This window comes from Acinetobacter sp. P1(2023) (genome assembly GCF_028367635.1).
In the GTDB taxonomy this organism is placed as follows: domain Bacteria; phylum Pseudomonadota; class Gammaproteobacteria; order Pseudomonadales; family Moraxellaceae; genus Acinetobacter; species Acinetobacter pittii_E.
The window spans coordinates 13,549-28,331 of the sequence record NZ_JAQNDD010000013.1; the positions used below are offsets into that span (position 1 = coordinate 13,549).

Annotated in this window: 14 protein-coding genes and 1 riboswitch; of the genes, 8 read left to right on the forward strand and 6 right to left on the reverse strand. The window is 40.3% G+C overall.

Annotated elements, in window-relative coordinates; genetic code table 11:
• Window positions 1–48: 48 nt before the first annotated feature.
• Window positions 49–1,188 (reverse strand): sensor histidine kinase, encoded by a 1,140-nt coding sequence (locus POD11_RS16165; protein ID WP_224993529.1) that lies wholly within the window; start codon window positions 1,186–1,188, stop codon window positions 49–51.
• On the opposite strand from POD11_RS16165, the gene argH reads away from it, so the two are divergent.
• Together argH and POD11_RS16175 are read left to right on the forward strand one after the other, a co-directional pair.
• Window positions 1,179–2,612, forward strand: a complete 1,434-nt coding sequence (gene argH / locus POD11_RS16170; RefSeq protein ID WP_002121138.1) for an argininosuccinate lyase — start codon at window positions 1,179–1,181, stop codon at window positions 2,610–2,612. The genes POD11_RS16165 and argH overlap by 10 nt on opposite strands.
• 9 nt (window positions 2,613–2,621) lie before the next feature.
• A complete protein-coding gene (locus POD11_RS16175) occupies window positions 2,622–2,891 on the forward strand; it encodes an oxidative damage protection protein (protein ID WP_000089995.1) in 270 nt (89 codons plus the stop codon).
• A 305-nt stretch (window positions 2,892–3,196) separates the two neighbouring features.
• Here the strand turns inward: POD11_RS16175 and phoU are convergent, their stop codons facing one another.
• The 4 genes from phoU to POD11_RS16200 form a co-directional block, all read right to left on the reverse strand.
• Window positions 3,197–3,919, reverse strand: a complete 723-nt coding sequence (gene phoU, locus POD11_RS16180; RefSeq protein WP_262457917.1) for a phosphate signaling complex protein PhoU — start codon at window positions 3,917–3,919, stop codon at window positions 3,197–3,199.
• 105 nt (window positions 3,920–4,024) lie between these two features.
• Entirely contained in the window at window positions 4,025–5,356 is a 1,332-nt protein-coding gene (locus POD11_RS16185) for a TolC family outer membrane protein (protein WP_262457918.1), read from the reverse strand.
• Between the two features lie 95 nt (window positions 5,357–5,451).
• On the reverse strand, window positions 5,452–6,357 hold the full coding sequence (locus tag POD11_RS16195; protein ID WP_262457920.1) for a DMT family transporter: 906 nt from the start codon (window positions 6,355–6,357) through the stop codon (window positions 5,452–5,454).
• A complete protein-coding gene (locus tag POD11_RS16200) occupies window positions 6,350–6,931 on the reverse strand; it encodes a TetR/AcrR family transcriptional regulator (protein ID WP_262457921.1) in 582 nt (193 codons plus the stop codon). Before POD11_RS16200 ends, POD11_RS16195 begins: the two co-directional genes overlap by 8 nt.
• 107 nt (window positions 6,932–7,038) lie before the next feature.
• Between POD11_RS16200 and POD11_RS16205 the strand changes: the two genes are divergently transcribed.
• The 6 genes from POD11_RS16205 (at window position 7,039) to gluQRS (ending at window position 13,514) form a co-directional block, all read left to right on the forward strand.
• A complete protein-coding gene (locus tag POD11_RS16205; RefSeq protein WP_262457923.1) occupies window positions 7,039–8,124 on the forward strand; it encodes a hypothetical protein in 1,086 nt (361 codons plus the stop codon).
• A 34-nt stretch (window positions 8,125–8,158) separates the two neighbouring features.
• A riboswitch (TPP riboswitch) is annotated at window positions 8,159–8,293 on the forward strand.
• An 89-nt stretch (window positions 8,294–8,382) separates the two neighbouring features.
• A complete protein-coding gene (gene thiC / locus POD11_RS16210; protein ID WP_086375835.1) occupies window positions 8,383–10,260 on the forward strand; it encodes a phosphomethylpyrimidine synthase ThiC in 1,878 nt (625 codons plus the stop codon).
• Window positions 10,261–10,335: 75 nt separating this feature from the next.
• Window positions 10,336–10,971 carry an NUDIX domain-containing protein gene (locus POD11_RS16215; protein WP_262457926.1) on the forward strand — a complete coding sequence of 212 codons (636 nt, stop codon included), beginning with the start codon at window positions 10,336–10,338 and terminating at the stop codon, window positions 10,969–10,971.
• Window positions 10,968–11,780, forward strand: coding sequence for a 3',5'-cyclic-AMP phosphodiesterase (gene cpdA / locus POD11_RS16220; protein WP_016142439.1), 813 nt, complete (start codon window positions 10,968–10,970; stop codon window positions 11,778–11,780). The genes POD11_RS16215 and cpdA overlap by 4 nt, the downstream gene beginning before the upstream one ends.
• 211 nt (window positions 11,781–11,991) lie before the next feature.
• Window positions 11,992–12,528, forward strand: coding sequence for an RNA polymerase-binding protein DksA (gene dksA, locus POD11_RS16225; protein WP_002121205.1), 537 nt, complete (start codon window positions 11,992–11,994; stop codon window positions 12,526–12,528).
• Window positions 12,529–12,530: 2 nt separating this feature from the next.
• On the forward strand, window positions 12,531–13,514 hold the full coding sequence (gene gluQRS, locus POD11_RS16230) for a tRNA glutamyl-Q(34) synthetase GluQRS (RefSeq protein ID WP_262457928.1): 984 nt from the start codon (window positions 12,531–12,533) through the stop codon (window positions 13,512–13,514).
• Window positions 13,515–13,569: 55 nt separating this feature from the next.
• Here the strand turns inward: gluQRS and ftsW are convergent, their stop codons facing one another.
• Window positions 13,570–14,766 carry a putative lipid II flippase FtsW gene (gene ftsW / locus POD11_RS16235; protein ID WP_016142441.1) on the reverse strand — a complete coding sequence of 399 codons (1,197 nt, stop codon included), beginning with the start codon at window positions 14,764–14,766 and terminating at the stop codon, window positions 13,570–13,572.
• Window positions 14,767–14,783: the final 17 nt, after the last annotated feature.

A 14,783-nucleotide genomic window follows, 5' to 3' on the forward strand; every position in this document is an offset into this window, starting at 1 on the left:
TCACCGTTAACTTGATCCATTTTTTTATGGTTAACTCTGACTGACTTATTATTTTGTTTGATATTGATAGCTCATAATAGTGGTATATAAGGCTTCACCTTTATAAACCTGAAATCTAACGGTGTTCCCATAATATGCTTTCAGGCGTTGTTTTACATTTTCAAGGGCGATTCCATGCCCTTTCCGTGAATTTATTGTATCGTCTGTATATGGGTTGGTAATGACTATACTGACTTGATTTTGCAATATTTCAACCAATACCCCTATGGTTGCTTTACCCATCATTGGTTCTACCCCATGAAAAATACTATTCTCTAACAAAGGCTGTAATGTCAATAAAGGAATAGTGATCTGTTTTAATTGCACAGGTGAAAGCTCAATCTTCCAATCTACTTTTAAACGCTCCCCCAAACGCACCTGCTCAATCATTAAATATTGTTTACTGAGCTCAATTTCTTCATGCAGACTCACCAACTTTAATTCTTGGAAACTCGCTCGAAATAAACGCGATAGGCTAATGAGCATACTTTCTGCTTTATCTGGATCTATCGCAATTAAACTCACCACATTATTTAGACTATTAAATAAAAAATGAGGGTGAATTCTCGCTTGCATGGCCTGAATACGAGCATTTAATTCTGCATATTGTTGATGCAGCCACTGCTCCCTGACATATAAATAACGTAAGCAGAAAGCTCCCAACAATATTCCATAGCTTAGATATAGAGGTACATTGGTAAAATAAATGCTCCAGCCCTGTGTTAGATAAGCATGTTTATTGAAAAGACCAAACTGAAAAAAATTACTTATTAAGGTGGTCAAGACAACAATAACTTGCAGCATGACAAAGCCAATAGCTAAGGCAAACTCTTGACGTAAGCTGCTAAAAAAACCTTGAAAGCGTTCAACTAAAGCAAAAAAGGATAAAATTACCCAATTAATAAAAACGATATATTGTAAAAGTCTCCCCCCGCTCAAGGCTTGCCAAGACTGCGCTTCAGCCAATGCCAAGACCAGTGCCAAAACATTACTTGCGATAATTAATTCGAATAAGTGTTGCCAACGCCCATTTTTCGTAAAAAAATAGGAAGAATTTTGATTTCGGTATGCTGTAGGAAACAACTTTGTTTGTTGAGCTTCGGCAAGTGATATACTCTTTTTTATTTTACTGAGCCACCATGACCACATCTTCAAATCCCCCTAATTCAGTAACCCCAGACCAAACCTCAGGTATGTGGGGTGGTCGTTTTTCTGAAGCGACGGACGCTTTTGTAGCCGAATTTACCGCCTCTGTTCAGTTTGACCAACGTTTTTATAAACAAGACATCGCTGGTTCGATTGCGCATGCTACCATGCTTGCGAAAGTTGGCGTACTCACAGAAGCAGAACGCGATGACATTATTGAAGGTTTAAGCACCATTCGCTCAGAAATTGAGGCTGGAAACTTTGAGTGGCGCATCGATCTTGAAGATGTTCACATGAACATTGAATCACGTTTGACTCAACGTATTGGTATTACAGGTAAAAAATTACACACTGGCCGTAGCCGTAACGATCAGGTTGCAACTGATATTCGTCTTTACCTACGCGACGAAATTGATGATATTTTAAAATTATTAGAACGTTTACAAAAAGGCTTGTTAGGCTTGGCTGCCAAAAATGTAAATACAATTATGCCTGGCTTTACACACCTACAAACTGCTCAGCCTGTGACTTTTGGTCATCACTTGTTAGCATGGTTTGAAATGTTAGTGCGTGATACCGAACGTCTTCAAGATTGTCGTAAGCGCGTTAACCGCATGCCACTTGGTTCAGCTGCTCTTGCTGGTACAACTTATCCGATTGACCGTGCTTATACAGCAGAACTTTTAGGTTTTGAAGCTGTATCTGAAAACTCTCTTGATGCTGTATCTGACCGTGACTTTGCCATCGAATTTAATGCTGCTGCAGCACTGATCATGATGCATTTATCACGTATGTCAGAAGAACTGATTCTCTGGACTTCTGCACAGTTCAAATTTGTGAACATTCCTGACCGTTTCTGTACTGGCTCATCAATCATGCCACAGAAGAAAAACCCGGATGTTCCAGAACTTATTCGTGGTAAATCTGGCCGTGTATTTGGTGACTTAATTAGCTTACTTACGCTCATGAAAGGTCAACCATTGGCATATAACAAAGACAACCAAGAAGACAAAGAACCATTATTTGATGCAATCGATACGGTTCGTGGTTCGCTCATGGCTTTTGCAGACATGATTCCTGCATTGGTTCCAAATATTGAAATTATGCGTGAAGCTGCACTTCGTGGTTTCTCGACTGCAACCGATCTTGCTGACTATTTAGTGAAAAAAGGCGTTGCTTTCCGTGATGCACATGAAATTGTAGGTAAAGCAGTCGCATTAGGTGTGGCTGAAGAAAAAGATTTATCTGAGCTCACACTTGAGCAATTACAACAATTCTCTGACTTAATTACAGCAGATGTGTTTGATAAAGCCTTAACACTAGAAGCTTCTGTAAATGCACGTGATCATATTGGTGGAACTTCACCAAAACAGGTTGAAGCTGCGATTGCGCGTGCCCATACACGTTTAGAACAGTTATACGCTTAAGGATAAAACATGAGTCGCCAAGTATTTTGCCGTAAATATCAAAAGGAAATGGAAGGTTTAGACTTCGCTCCTTTCCCGGGTGCTAAAGGCCAAGATTTTTTTGAAAATGTTTCTAAGCAAGCATGGCAAGAATGGTTACAGCATCAAACTACGCTCATTAATGAAAAGCGTTTAAACGTGTTTGAACCAGAAGCGAAAAAGTTTCTTGAAGAACAACGTGAAAAATTCTTCAATAATGATGAAAGTGTAGAAAAAGCTGAGGGCTGGAAACCAGAGTAATCAGTTTCATTTAGCTTTTACATCATTAAAAAGGCGGGTCTATATACATAGATCCGCCTTTTTTTACGTGAAACTTACACAAACATAAAAAGCCTTACATAGAGAGCACAGGACTCTACATGACATCAAAAAGCGAAGAACTTAATATCACTCTATAGCAAGAAGAACACGATCCCTGTCGTGTTTATGCACTTGATTTTCTGTCCTGAACTTCCCCCCAAAGTTCGGGACATTTTTTTATCCATTATTTTTAAAAATAAAAAAGCCTTGTTTCAAACAAGGCCTTTAAATATTTCAGCTCAAGATTATTTTTCGTGAACTTTGGCTTCAATTTCTTCAATTTTGGTATGACGAGCATCAAAGCCTTTCGCCATATAAATGACTTGCTCAGCAATGTTACGAGCATGATCACCAATACGCTCTAATGAACGTAAAACCCACATGACATTAATCACACGAGCAATATGGCGTGGATCTTCAATCATATAAGTCATTAATGTGCGTGTTGCTGACTGATATTCACGGTCGATGTCAGCATCGGCTAAAAGTACACGTAAAGCTTGATCTGCATCTAAACGCGCAAAAGCATCAAGTGCATCATGAATCATGACACGAACTTGGTTACCAATATGACGTGTTTCCATGTAGCCACGAGGTGAACCTCCCTCTTCACAGAGGTTTTGTGCAATACGGGCAATTTTTGCAGCTTCATCACCAATGCGCTCAAGGTCAGTATTGGCTTTGCTCATGGCAATAACCATACGCAAGTCAATCGCTGCTGGATGACGACGCGCCAAAATCAGCGTCAGGCCTTCATCAATATCACGTTCATATTGATTGACTGCATTATCTTTAAATTGAACATCAATCGCTAAATTTGCGTCTGTATCAAGCAAAGAATGAATTGAATTGGCAACCTGTTGTTCGACCAAGCCACCCATGGTCATAAACTTTGTGTTTACATCTTGCAAATCTTCATTAAATTGAGAAGAAATATGATGGCTTAACACCGGATTACTCGGACTCAAGGGAAGCCTCCAACATGATGGCGCAGGAATAAAATGATTGAGTATTAAAACACAGCTATCATTAAGTTTTTATGACAAAATTAAATTTCAGATAAAAGCATTTTATTACTGATACGTTAACCAGCTATTAAGCTCAACCAGATCTTTTTCACCGAGCTGGCCTACCGCAGCTTTTAAACGAAGCACATTCAATAAATAGTCATACTGAGCATTAAGATAATCCTGTTTTGCAGAAAAAGCATTACGCTGCGCTAATAAAACATCAACCATACTTTTTAGGCCTTCGTTATAACTTGCTTTCGAGGCTTGAGAAACCAAAGAAGATGAATCCATTGCGGCCTTTCTTGCTTCAAGTTTGGCTTGATCGGTATCGACCTGCATAAAGGCACTTTTCACATCGACATTGGCACGGCGAATCGCTGCATCAAGTTGCGCCTGCGCTTTACTGGCTTCTACAGTGGCTTTTTTAATTGATGTTCGGGTCCGTCCGCCATTAAATAAATTCCAGTTCATTTCTACCCCAACCTGATCAAATTTTCCGTCAGTCGAAATGAGCGTCTCTGGGGTCTGTTTGGTATAACCATAGCTTGCCACAGCATCTATTTGGGGATAAAGCGCTGCCTCTTCTACACGGCGCTGGTCCTCACTATATTTTTGCTGTAAGCGGGCTTGCTGAATTTTTAAGTTTTTTTGCTGCGCCAAAGAAAGCCAGTCATTAAGCTCTGCCGGATAAGGCTTTTGAAAATTAAAATCACTTCGCAGTACAGCGAGTTTATCTTGATAAGAACCAATATATTCAGAAAGCTGCTCTTGGGACAAAAGTAATTGAACATTGGTTGAAATACGATTGGCTCTCGCATTTTGATATTGGGCATTTGCTTCACTCACATCACTACGCGCCACCAACCCTTCTTTGAGTTTGGCATTCATCATATTAAGCTGTTCAAGCAAAGCCCTTTCTTCTTGTAAGTATGCAACACTCAACGCCTGCTGACGCAACACATTAAAATAGGCTTCTGCCACATTTAAAACATGATCTTGCTTTTGCAGTCTTAAAGTAATTTCACTTAAGGCAACCGAAGTTTTAACTTGCTTATAACCTTCCCAAGCATCCATTCGAAATAATGGCTGACGGGCAGATAAAGTTGCTTGTTTGGTAGTCGATGTATTACTTACCAAAGCATCGGAAAGTCCTTCCTGATCAACACCCGGAAAGTTTGAACGTTTTACAGTTTGTCGATTACGAGTAATGTTTCCAGACAGTGTGACAGTAGGTAATAATGCCCCCGTTGCCAAGCCTAAATTAAGTTGATCTGCTTCATATTGTTGTTGATTGGCTTGCCATGTCGGGTCATTTTGTTTTGCGCGCTCATAAGCTTCAACCAAATCTAGAGCAAAACTCGAAGATGCAAAACTCCAAAGGCCCAGAGCGACCATTAATTTTATTTTCATTGTTCAAATCAACGATAAAACTTGCTCTTAAGACTAAGAAAAATTCTAATCAAACTCAAGCCATTAAAAGTTTTAGTTTTTTAAGAGTCCTTCGTTTTTGACAAAATTAAAATACAAATAAAAATCAAAAACATGCCTACCCAACCTATCCATGAAACATGCTCGCCAACCAAAACAATCGCAAAAATCGCAGCAACTAAAGGTTCGAATAAAGTTAGGGTGGTCGCTTTGCTAGCATTTACTGTTTTTAGACCAAAACCGAAAAGTAAATAACCCAAAAACATAGGAATTAGCATCATATAGCCAGCCACAAGTAGATTGGTTGAGCTTTGCAGTAACCCTCCACCTGTAATCAATAAAGTAGGCAGTAAAATAACTGCTCCACCACCCATAATCATGCCCATTGCAGCTTTAGCAGCAACGCCCCGATCTATTAATCTTTTTGCAGCCCATGAATAAAGCGAATAAGTTGTAGCAGCGACTAGCCCAAGGAAAATACCGAAGAATTTATTCCATTGATTTGTACTCTCTTGAACCGCATGACTTTCGCCCATCGATAACATACCTACACCAAGCACCCCGCACACAAAACTTAGAAACCAGATAGCCGATAAAGCTTTGCGGTCAAAAAATCGTTCTAAAATTGCTGCGATCAATGGAGCAGTACCAATTGAAACCACGGTACCAATCGTAATGCCCGCATAATGCATTGAGGAATAAAAGGCCAAAGGATAAATACCAACAGCCACTACACCTAAAAGCAGCATTGAAAGATTTTCTCTAACAAATTGTCGGTTTTCCCGAATAGCTCGTGAAGCGACCAAAGCTTGTAAAAGACCTCCTCCGCCCATTGCTACAGCGCCAATAGCAAGTGGGCCTAGTGTCGGTGCAAATGCTGCGGCCGTACCAGTTGTTCCCCACAAAACGGAAGCAAATAAAATCGCAATTGTGCCTCCATAGCTACTATTTTTAATGAGGCTAATCATGTGGGCATTCTCTATTTAAAATGTCTTCTGCCATTTGTTTTGCTAACAGGAGTTGACGACTGTTACCTTCCAACCCTGCTCGGGCCATAGAACCTTCTAAAATAAAAGAAAGCTGTGTAGCCACATAGCTAATACGCTGTGAGTCGGGTATTAATTTCTTTAAATGCTCAGCAACAATAGCCTCGACTTCTTCTTTATGCTGTCTTACCGAGCTTCGCCCTGCACTATTTGCCGGAAACTCAGCTGCAGCATTCAATAATCCACAACCACGAAAGCCTTTTTCATAGGCAAATTCTGCATGGTCTTGATAGGCATCAAACACGGCTAAAATGGCTTGTTTCGCTGTTTCTGTTTTTTCTAAACGTGTTTGATAGAGGTCGAGCCACTCTTGATGCCGTGCAGCAATGTAGGCATCAACAAGATCACCTTTTGAAGAAAAATTATTATAAAGCGACATCTTCGCAACATCTGCTTTAGTCGTAACCGAGTTAATGCCTGTTGCAGTAATGCCATCGTTATAAAACAAGGTTGCTGCTGCATCGAGAATTTTCTGTCTTGCTGTTTTATCATTCATAGCTTTAATTTAAATAGACCGACCTACCTAATAGTAAAGATTTCTAACAATGATGCAATCTTTTTAAGCGTTATAATTTGAGCAATATTAATTTTTATAAAAGTACAATGATGAAAAAAGTTCTATTGATGAGTATGTGCAGTGCACTACTTTTAGCTGGATGTAGTAAAACATCAGAGCAAGATCAGGCCGTATCTAAAGAGCAAAAACCAACTGAACAAAAGGCTTCTCAAAAACAAGACAGCGGTTGCTTACAAATTATGGTAGCCATGCACACGATTAATCAGAACAGTAAAATAGAAGATTTAAATCAAATTAATGAAAAGCTTAAAACCTGTATTCCTTCGTTAAAAAATGAGGAACAGCTTAAGCTAATTGATGCATCAACAACTATGTATCAACGTTTTCTTAAACAAGACTACACTGAAAAAACAGGCCGAGCGTTTGAAGCTTTTGGCTACGCTGTTTTAGAACATAAACAACAAGACCTTAAAAAGGTGATTCAAAGTCAGAAAAAGCTCTTCGCCCAACTGAGCCCGCGTGATCAATATTTACTTCAACATGAAGGCCAAGCCTACATTGAACTGCTTTATCAAGGTGAAGGCATGTTTACCTATCGACGTCAGCCAAACTATTTAGTTGATGTTTTTTCTAAAGCCTTACCAGCAGACCAAAAAGAGTTCTTAACTCGTATGGCGAAAGACAATCAAAACATTTTCTATAACGATGGTGCTTTAGCTATTTCTTGGAAAGAGCTCACTGAACGCGCATTGTTTTGGGAAAAATTTATTCAAGAATATCCAAAGAGCCACTTTATTAGTGACGCCAAATTACTCTTTAACGAATATCGCTATTTTATTTTCTTTGGGCTAGATAACACCCCTGTGTCAGATCAATATGCGCCGAACACATGGTTTGATAAAGATGCGCTTCAGCAAATTCGGTTTCTCTCTACACAAAATGAATCGAGTTTAGCCAAACCTGCTCAACTGTTTCTTAAGTTTATTGCCACTCCTGTAGAGGAACGCAATAAGCAATTTAAAATAGATTTAACTGATAAAAATGGCGATAAAAAATCAAATTATCAGATTACGCATGAACAACTTGAGCAGTTATTGAAATTTGATTCGCCATGGAACACTGAAGTCTATCGTGACTGCCATATGGATGCGATTTGTATAGATACAAATTGACAATGCCAGCCAACCTAAAACATGTTAGTCTTTAAATCGCTTGACGGAGCGCGAGTAATAGCTCGCTGAGATTGTGTAAATTCCGTGTTATCGCAACACAAGTTTGATCACAAGTACCGTTGAACCTGATCAGGTTAAGACCTGCGTAGGAATCAAGCCATCTGAAAACTTAAAGCCTTAAATTTATCTCATAAAGATAAATCCGCCATCGTTTTTGGTCGTGCTTGATTCGTTGATGTTATTCATAAGGATCATGTGATGAACCAGTTAACGAATCTCTCTTCTGCTGAAATTTCAGCACAACATGAACAAGATGCTAAAGATTTAACTCGCATCTTACCCGCTTCTAAAAAAGTTTATATTGAAGGCTCTCGTCCTGATATTCAGGTTCCAATGCGAGAAATTTCTTTAACCGACACCCCCACCGGTCTTGGTGGTGAACATAATCCTCCTATTATGGTTTATGACACTTCAGGTGTTTATACCGACCCAAATGTTCAAATTGATTTAGACAAAGGTTTACCTTCAGTTCGCCAAAACTGGATTGAAGAACGTAACGATACCGATGTACTATCTGGCTTGACCTCAAAATTTGGTCAGGAACGTTTAAAAGACATTCGCACCGCTGACATTCGTTTTGCTCATATTCAAAATCCACGCCGTGCTAAAGCAGGCAAAAACGTCACTCAAATGCACTATGCCAAGCAAGGTATTATCACGCCTGAAATGGAATATATTGCAATTCGTGAAAATCAGCGCCAGCGTGAAGGCGTTGATATGCGTCAGCATGCCGGACAGAACTTTGGTGCAAAAAATTTAAAAGAAATTACACCTGAATTTGTTCGCCAAGAAGTGGCTGAAGGTCGTGCGATCATTCCTGCCAATATTAACCATCCAGAACTTGAGCCAATGATTATTGGCCGTAATTTCTTGGTTAAAATTAATGCCAATATTGGTAACTCAGCGCTTGGTTCTTCAATTGACGAAGAAGTTGCCAAAATGACGTGGGCAACCCGTTGGGGTGCCGACACCATTATGGATTTGTCGACAGGTAAGAATATTCATGAAACACGTGAATGGATTATTCGTAACTCACCTGTTCCAATCGGCACTGTACCAATTTATCAAGCACTTGAAAAAGTTGATGGTGTTGCAGAAGACCTAACATGGGAAATCTTCAAAGACACACTGATTGAACAAGCTGAACAAGGCGTTGACTACTTCACAATTCACGCAGGTGTATTGCTTCGTTATGTTCCACTTACAGCAAACCGTTTAACAGGTATTGTGTCTCGTGGTGGTTCCATCATGGCGCAGTGGTGTCTAGCGCATCATGAAGAAAACTTCTTATACACTCATTTCGATGAAATCTGTGAAATCATGAAAGCTTATGATGTTTCATTTAGCTTAGGTGATGGCTTACGTCCGGGTTGTATTCAAGATGCAAATGACGAAGCACAGTTTAGCGAACTTAAAACACTAGGTGAGCTTACTCATCGTGCATGGGAACATGATGTTCAAGTCATGATTGAAGGCCCTGGTCACGTACCAATGCACATGATTAAAGAAAACATGGACCTTCAACTAGAAGTATGTAAAGAAGCACCATTCTATACACTTGGGCCTTTAACGACTGATATCGCTCCGGGTTATGACCACATTACCTCTGCAATTGGTGCAGCCATGATTGGTTGGTACGGCACAGCGATGCTTTGTTATGTGACACCAAAAGAACACTTGGGTTTGCCAAACAAAAAAGATGTTAAAGACGGGATTATTACCTACAAGCTTGCGGCACATGCTGCTGATCTTGCAAAAGGACATCCAGGTGCTCAAGTTCGCGATAATGCCTTGTCAAAAGCACGATTTGAATTCCGTTGGGATGATCAGTTCAACCTAAGTCTGGACCCTGATACAGCACGTAGCATGCATGATGAAACCTTACCAAAAGAGGCGCATAAATCTGCTCACTTCTGTTCAATGTGTGGACCAAAATTCTGTTCGATGAAAATCACTCAGAATGTCCGTGACTATGCCAACAATCTCACCAATAGTGATTCAGAGGTTGAAGAAGGCCTCAAAGCGATGAAAGAGGTTTATCAAGAACAAGGACAAAAACTGTATCATAAAGTGTAAATATTCAAAAAAAACACTTGCCTAGCCATGATTCTCGGTTAGGATGAAATAAATAGATTTCGTCCTGACCGAATCATGAGTATTGTTGAACGTCCAAGTTATACATCTAAAGATGTCGAATTAACATCACGTGAATCTCTATTCCGTGGTTTTATTCAAGTTGAAAAAGTCAGCCTTCGACATCGTCTATTTAATCAAACTAAATATACTCATGTATTGCAGCGTGAACTCGTTCATCGGCCTGAAGCGGCTGGTGTTCTACTGTACAGCGACCAAAAGCAACAGTTTGCATTGATTGAACAGTTTCGTGTTGGGGCTTTAGACGACTCCCAATCTCCATGGCAGCTGGAAATCATTGCAGGCGTATTAGATGGAGACGAATCTCCCGAAACTTGTATTCGACGAGAGAGTCTCGAAGAATCTGGATGTGAAATTCAGGACTTAAAGCATCTATTTAGTTTTTACCCCTCTGCCGGGGCGTGTTCCGAATTTTTTCATTTGTATGCTGCCGAAACTGAATTACCCACTGAAGGTGGTATATTTGGCGTAGATGATGAGGGTGAAAATATTCAACTCCATTTATTTAATTATAGTGACATCCAGCCCCTACTCGACAGCGGACGTTTAAGAAACGCTCCTGTCATTATGGCGTTACAATGGTTATCTCAACACATCACAACGATAATAAAATCCGACGAGGTAGGACGGTGACTTTTCAAGTCTCAACACTTTCACAAAAAGACCATGTCATTATACAAATTACCGATACCCACCTATTGGAGTATCCACATCTAGAATTTGTGGGTATGAATCCTGAAGAAAGTTTTCATGCCATTATTCAGCAAATACGAAATAAACATCCTGAAATTGATGCTATCGTCCATACGGGTGATCTGGCTCAGGCACCAACACCTATTACCTACAAACGCTATATTCAATATATGCAAACGCTTGGTCTGCCTTTTTTTCAGACCTTAGGTAATCATGACAATGTTGACCATTTTCCATTGCATAAAGAGAACCATCAGGAACCGGTGGTGATTGGCTTAGGAAACTGGCGCGTTATTTTATTAAATAGTGCGGTAAAAGGTCATATTGATGGGCATCTATCAGAAGAACAGCTAGAGAACTTAACGGCTTTACTCAAAGAGTTTGCAGACAACCCGATTTTGTTAGCTTGTCATCACCATCCTTTTGCCATGAAATCGAAATGGATTGATCATCACAAACTACAAAATTCTAATGCTTTGCTTACAGCATTAACGCCGTTTAAAAATGTAAAAGCATTAGTCTGTGGCCATGTCCATCAGGACTCCATAAACATTTGGCAAGGGGTAGAATTTTTCTCGACTCCATCGACAAGCGTTCAGTTTAAACCGTTTAGTAATGATTTTGCTTTAGATCAAAATGCTCCCGGCTACCGTTACATTCGTCTAAAAAACGACGGTAGTTTTGAAACAGAAGTCTTCCGTCTTGAAAATTTTCAAGGGCATATAAACACTGATATTTCAGGATATTAGCCCTATTTCTTATATGCTTATATATAATTATGACTGGGGTAAACACGTTTTGAAAATATTTACGGGTCGGAATGACTATCATCTTGCAGGAAAAATCTATATGATGACGACCCGATGGGAAAATCCCATCGATGGTTTTCTATAAAAACACTTGCATATCACCATATTTTTTGCGTATAGATAATACGTGTATGATGAGGAATGCCCTATTATGGCGAATGACAACCACAACCAAGTTTTGGATGAACATACAGAAGTTGTAGTGGAAGGTGACAAAGCTTCTGCAAAACGTGCACGTAAAGTGAAACCTAAAACTTCTGACATAGGCACAACTGCAAGTTTATTTGGTATTGCACCTTATCAACCTAAGAAAAATGAAGAGTACATGTCTGAAGGACAGCTCGAGCATTTCCGACAAATTCTGCAAGCATGGAAAGCTGAATTAATGTCTGAAGTTGATCGTACTTTAAATACGATGCAAGACGAATCAACTGCACTGCCAGATGTAAACGACCGTGCTACCCAAGAAGAAGAATTTGCAATTGAATTACGTACACGTGACCGTGAACGTAAGTTAATTCGTAAAATCGAACAATCTATGGAAGCAATTAAGAATGAAGACTACGGTTTCTGTGAAACTTGTGGTATTGAAATCGGCTTACGTCGTTTAGAAGCGCGTCCAACTGCAACTTTATGTATTGATTGCAAAACTTTGGCAGAAATTAAAGAGAAGCAAAATAACGGTTAATTGTGACTGTTGAGAATTCTCTAGCCGAGCACAGCTCTGCTCTTGCGCAGCAGTTAAATCGCCTGCCAGAAAAGCATAGCTTTTCTCTTGCGCAGCGGCGGAACAATGTTCCGCTTAATTGCTGCTCATACTCAGGCCGGTTTGCGCCCTCGCCAACCGGCCCTTTGCATTTTGGATCACTCATTACTGCGGTTGCCAGCTATTGCGATGCAAAAGCCCATCAAGGCAAATGGTTGGTTCGTGTCGAAGACACAGATATCCCTCGTATTTATCCCGGTAGTGAAGAGCATATTCTCACCTCACTGGAAGCCTTCCAGTTTGAACCCGATGCCGAGATCATCTTTCAAAAAAACCGTTTAGACATTTATGAAAGCGTATTAGACCAACTTAAGACAGAAGGTCTTATTTATGCATGTCAATGTACGCGTAAAATGTTGGGTTCAAATGCAATCTATGCGGGTACTTGCCGTGATCTCAATCTTGATTTTCAAGGTCAAGCGATACGGGTAAAAGTTCAAGATCAGCAGATCTGTTTCGATGACCGGCTTCAAGGACGTCATTGCTCCAATCTACAACACGATCTCGGGGACTTCGTCCTTAAGCGCCGTGACGGGATTATTAACTATCAACTTGCTGTCGTCGTAGATGATTATCTACAGGGTATCACCCATGTCGTTCGAGGCGCAGATCTACTAGATAACACTGAGCGTCAGATCTGGCTGGGACAGCTTCTAGGTTATCCTAAATTGAGCTATATGCACCTTCCCCTTGCCATGAATGACCAAGGACAAAAGCTCTCTAAACAAAATCTTGCTCAAGCACTCGATTTATCAAAAGCTCCAGAATTACTCCAAAAAGCAATCCAAGCATTAGGACAACCTAAGGTTGATCTGGATCAACCTAGAGTGATGCTAAGGCAGGCTGTAGCGCAGTGGAATGTCGATTTAATTCCCCATGGACAAGAGCTCAGCGGAACATATCTCTAAATAATAAAAAAAGCCCGATATCAAATCGGGCTTTTCTAAAGTTCTAAATACTCAATTAGAAGTTTGACTCTTCTCGTTCTGGGTTTACTTCTTGTGTTGAAGCATCAATCTTTAAGATCAAGCTAATCATCGCAGCACACATCATTAAAGATGTACCACCATAACTAATGAATGGCAAAGTCAAACCTTTGGTCGGCATCAAGCCCATATTCATGCCCGCATTTACCAAAATCTGAAGCAAGAAAATAATGCTAATACCATAAGCTAAATAGCCGGCACGTAGGTAATGATGCTTCAAAGCACGGTGACCGATTTTGATACAGCATGCGAGCATCAAGAAAGACAAGCCAATAACAATCGAAATACCCACGAAGCCAAACTCTTCACCTAGCACAGCCAACATAAAGTCAGTATGCGCTTCAGGTAAATAAGACAGTTTTTGTACACTGTGCCCTAAGCCTGTACCAAACCACTCACCACGACCAAAAGCCATTAATGCGTTTGATAACTGATAGCCCACGCCCAACGGGTCTGCCCATGGGTCGGTAAATGAAATCAAACGTTGGAAACGGTAGGGTTCAAATAAGATCAAAAACACAATACCTGTGACAATCGCACCAAGCATGATTAAGAACTGTGTTGGCGGCGCACCAGCCAAAAAGAACACCCCCACCATCATCATGACAATAACGACCGTTGCCCCTAAGTCAGGCTCAGCAATAATCAAACCGACTGTGATTGCCATTACCCCACTTAAACGTAGCAAGCCTTTCCAATGAGTACGAACCTCTTTGGCACGGCGTACAACGTAGTCTGCGGTAAAAATTGCCATCATGACTTTGGCAACTTCGGTTGGCTGCAAGGTAAAGCCACCAATTTTAATCCAACGTGTAGAACCGTTGACTTCCGAACCCACCACCAAAGCAGCAAGCAACAGAACCATGGTTAATAGCCACAGCGGAAAGGTATTTTTAAACCACGTATTAAGTGATATCCGATAGGTCAAATAAGCTACCACACCCGCAGCGACAATCGAAATACCATGACGAATCACATAGTGAAACGGGTTTTCATGCATATATTCAGCATAGGGCATCGAAGCGGATGCAACCATCACTGAACCGATACATAATAATGCAACGACACAGAAAATCAGGATATTACGTGGCGTCACTTCCGCTGGCCATTTAGGCAATATCCGTTCATACCAATGATTGATTTTCTGGATTGTGGTCTGAGCTAAGCCTGCCATACTACATTCCTAATCAT

Excerpts from the sequence above, each read along its gene's own strand:
- argH (WP_002121138.1), top strand. The coding sequence starts at position 1,179 with ATGACCACATCTTCAAATCCCCCTAATTCAGTAACCCCAGACCAAACC.
- POD11_RS16165 (WP_224993529.1), bottom strand. The coding sequence starts at position 1,188 with ATGTGGTCATGGTGGCTCAGTAAAATAAAAAAGAGTATATCACTTGCC.
- POD11_RS16175 (WP_000089995.1), top strand. The coding sequence starts at position 2,622 with ATGAGTCGCCAAGTATTTTGCCGTAAATATCAAAAGGAAATGGAAGGT.
- POD11_RS16185 (WP_262457918.1), bottom strand. The coding sequence starts at position 5,356 with ATGGTCGCTCTGGGCCTTTGGAGTTTTGCATCTTCGAGTTTTGCTCTA.
- POD11_RS16195 (WP_262457920.1), bottom strand. The coding sequence starts at position 6,357 with ATGATTAGCCTCATTAAAAATAGTAGCTATGGAGGCACAATTGCGATT.
- POD11_RS16200 (WP_262457921.1), bottom strand. The coding sequence starts at position 6,931 with ATGAATGATAAAACAGCAAGACAGAAAATTCTCGATGCAGCAGCAACC.
- POD11_RS16205 (WP_262457923.1), top strand. The coding sequence starts at position 7,039 with ATGATGAAAAAAGTTCTATTGATGAGTATGTGCAGTGCACTACTTTTA.
- thiC (WP_086375835.1), top strand. The coding sequence starts at position 8,383 with ATGAACCAGTTAACGAATCTCTCTTCTGCTGAAATTTCAGCACAACAT.
- POD11_RS16215 (WP_262457926.1), top strand. The coding sequence starts at position 10,336 with ATGAGTATTGTTGAACGTCCAAGTTATACATCTAAAGATGTCGAATTA.
- dksA (WP_002121205.1), top strand. The coding sequence starts at position 11,992 with ATGGCGAATGACAACCACAACCAAGTTTTGGATGAACATACAGAAGTT.
- ftsW (WP_016142441.1), bottom strand. The coding sequence starts at position 14,766 with ATGGCAGGCTTAGCTCAGACCACAATCCAGAAAATCAATCATTGGTAT.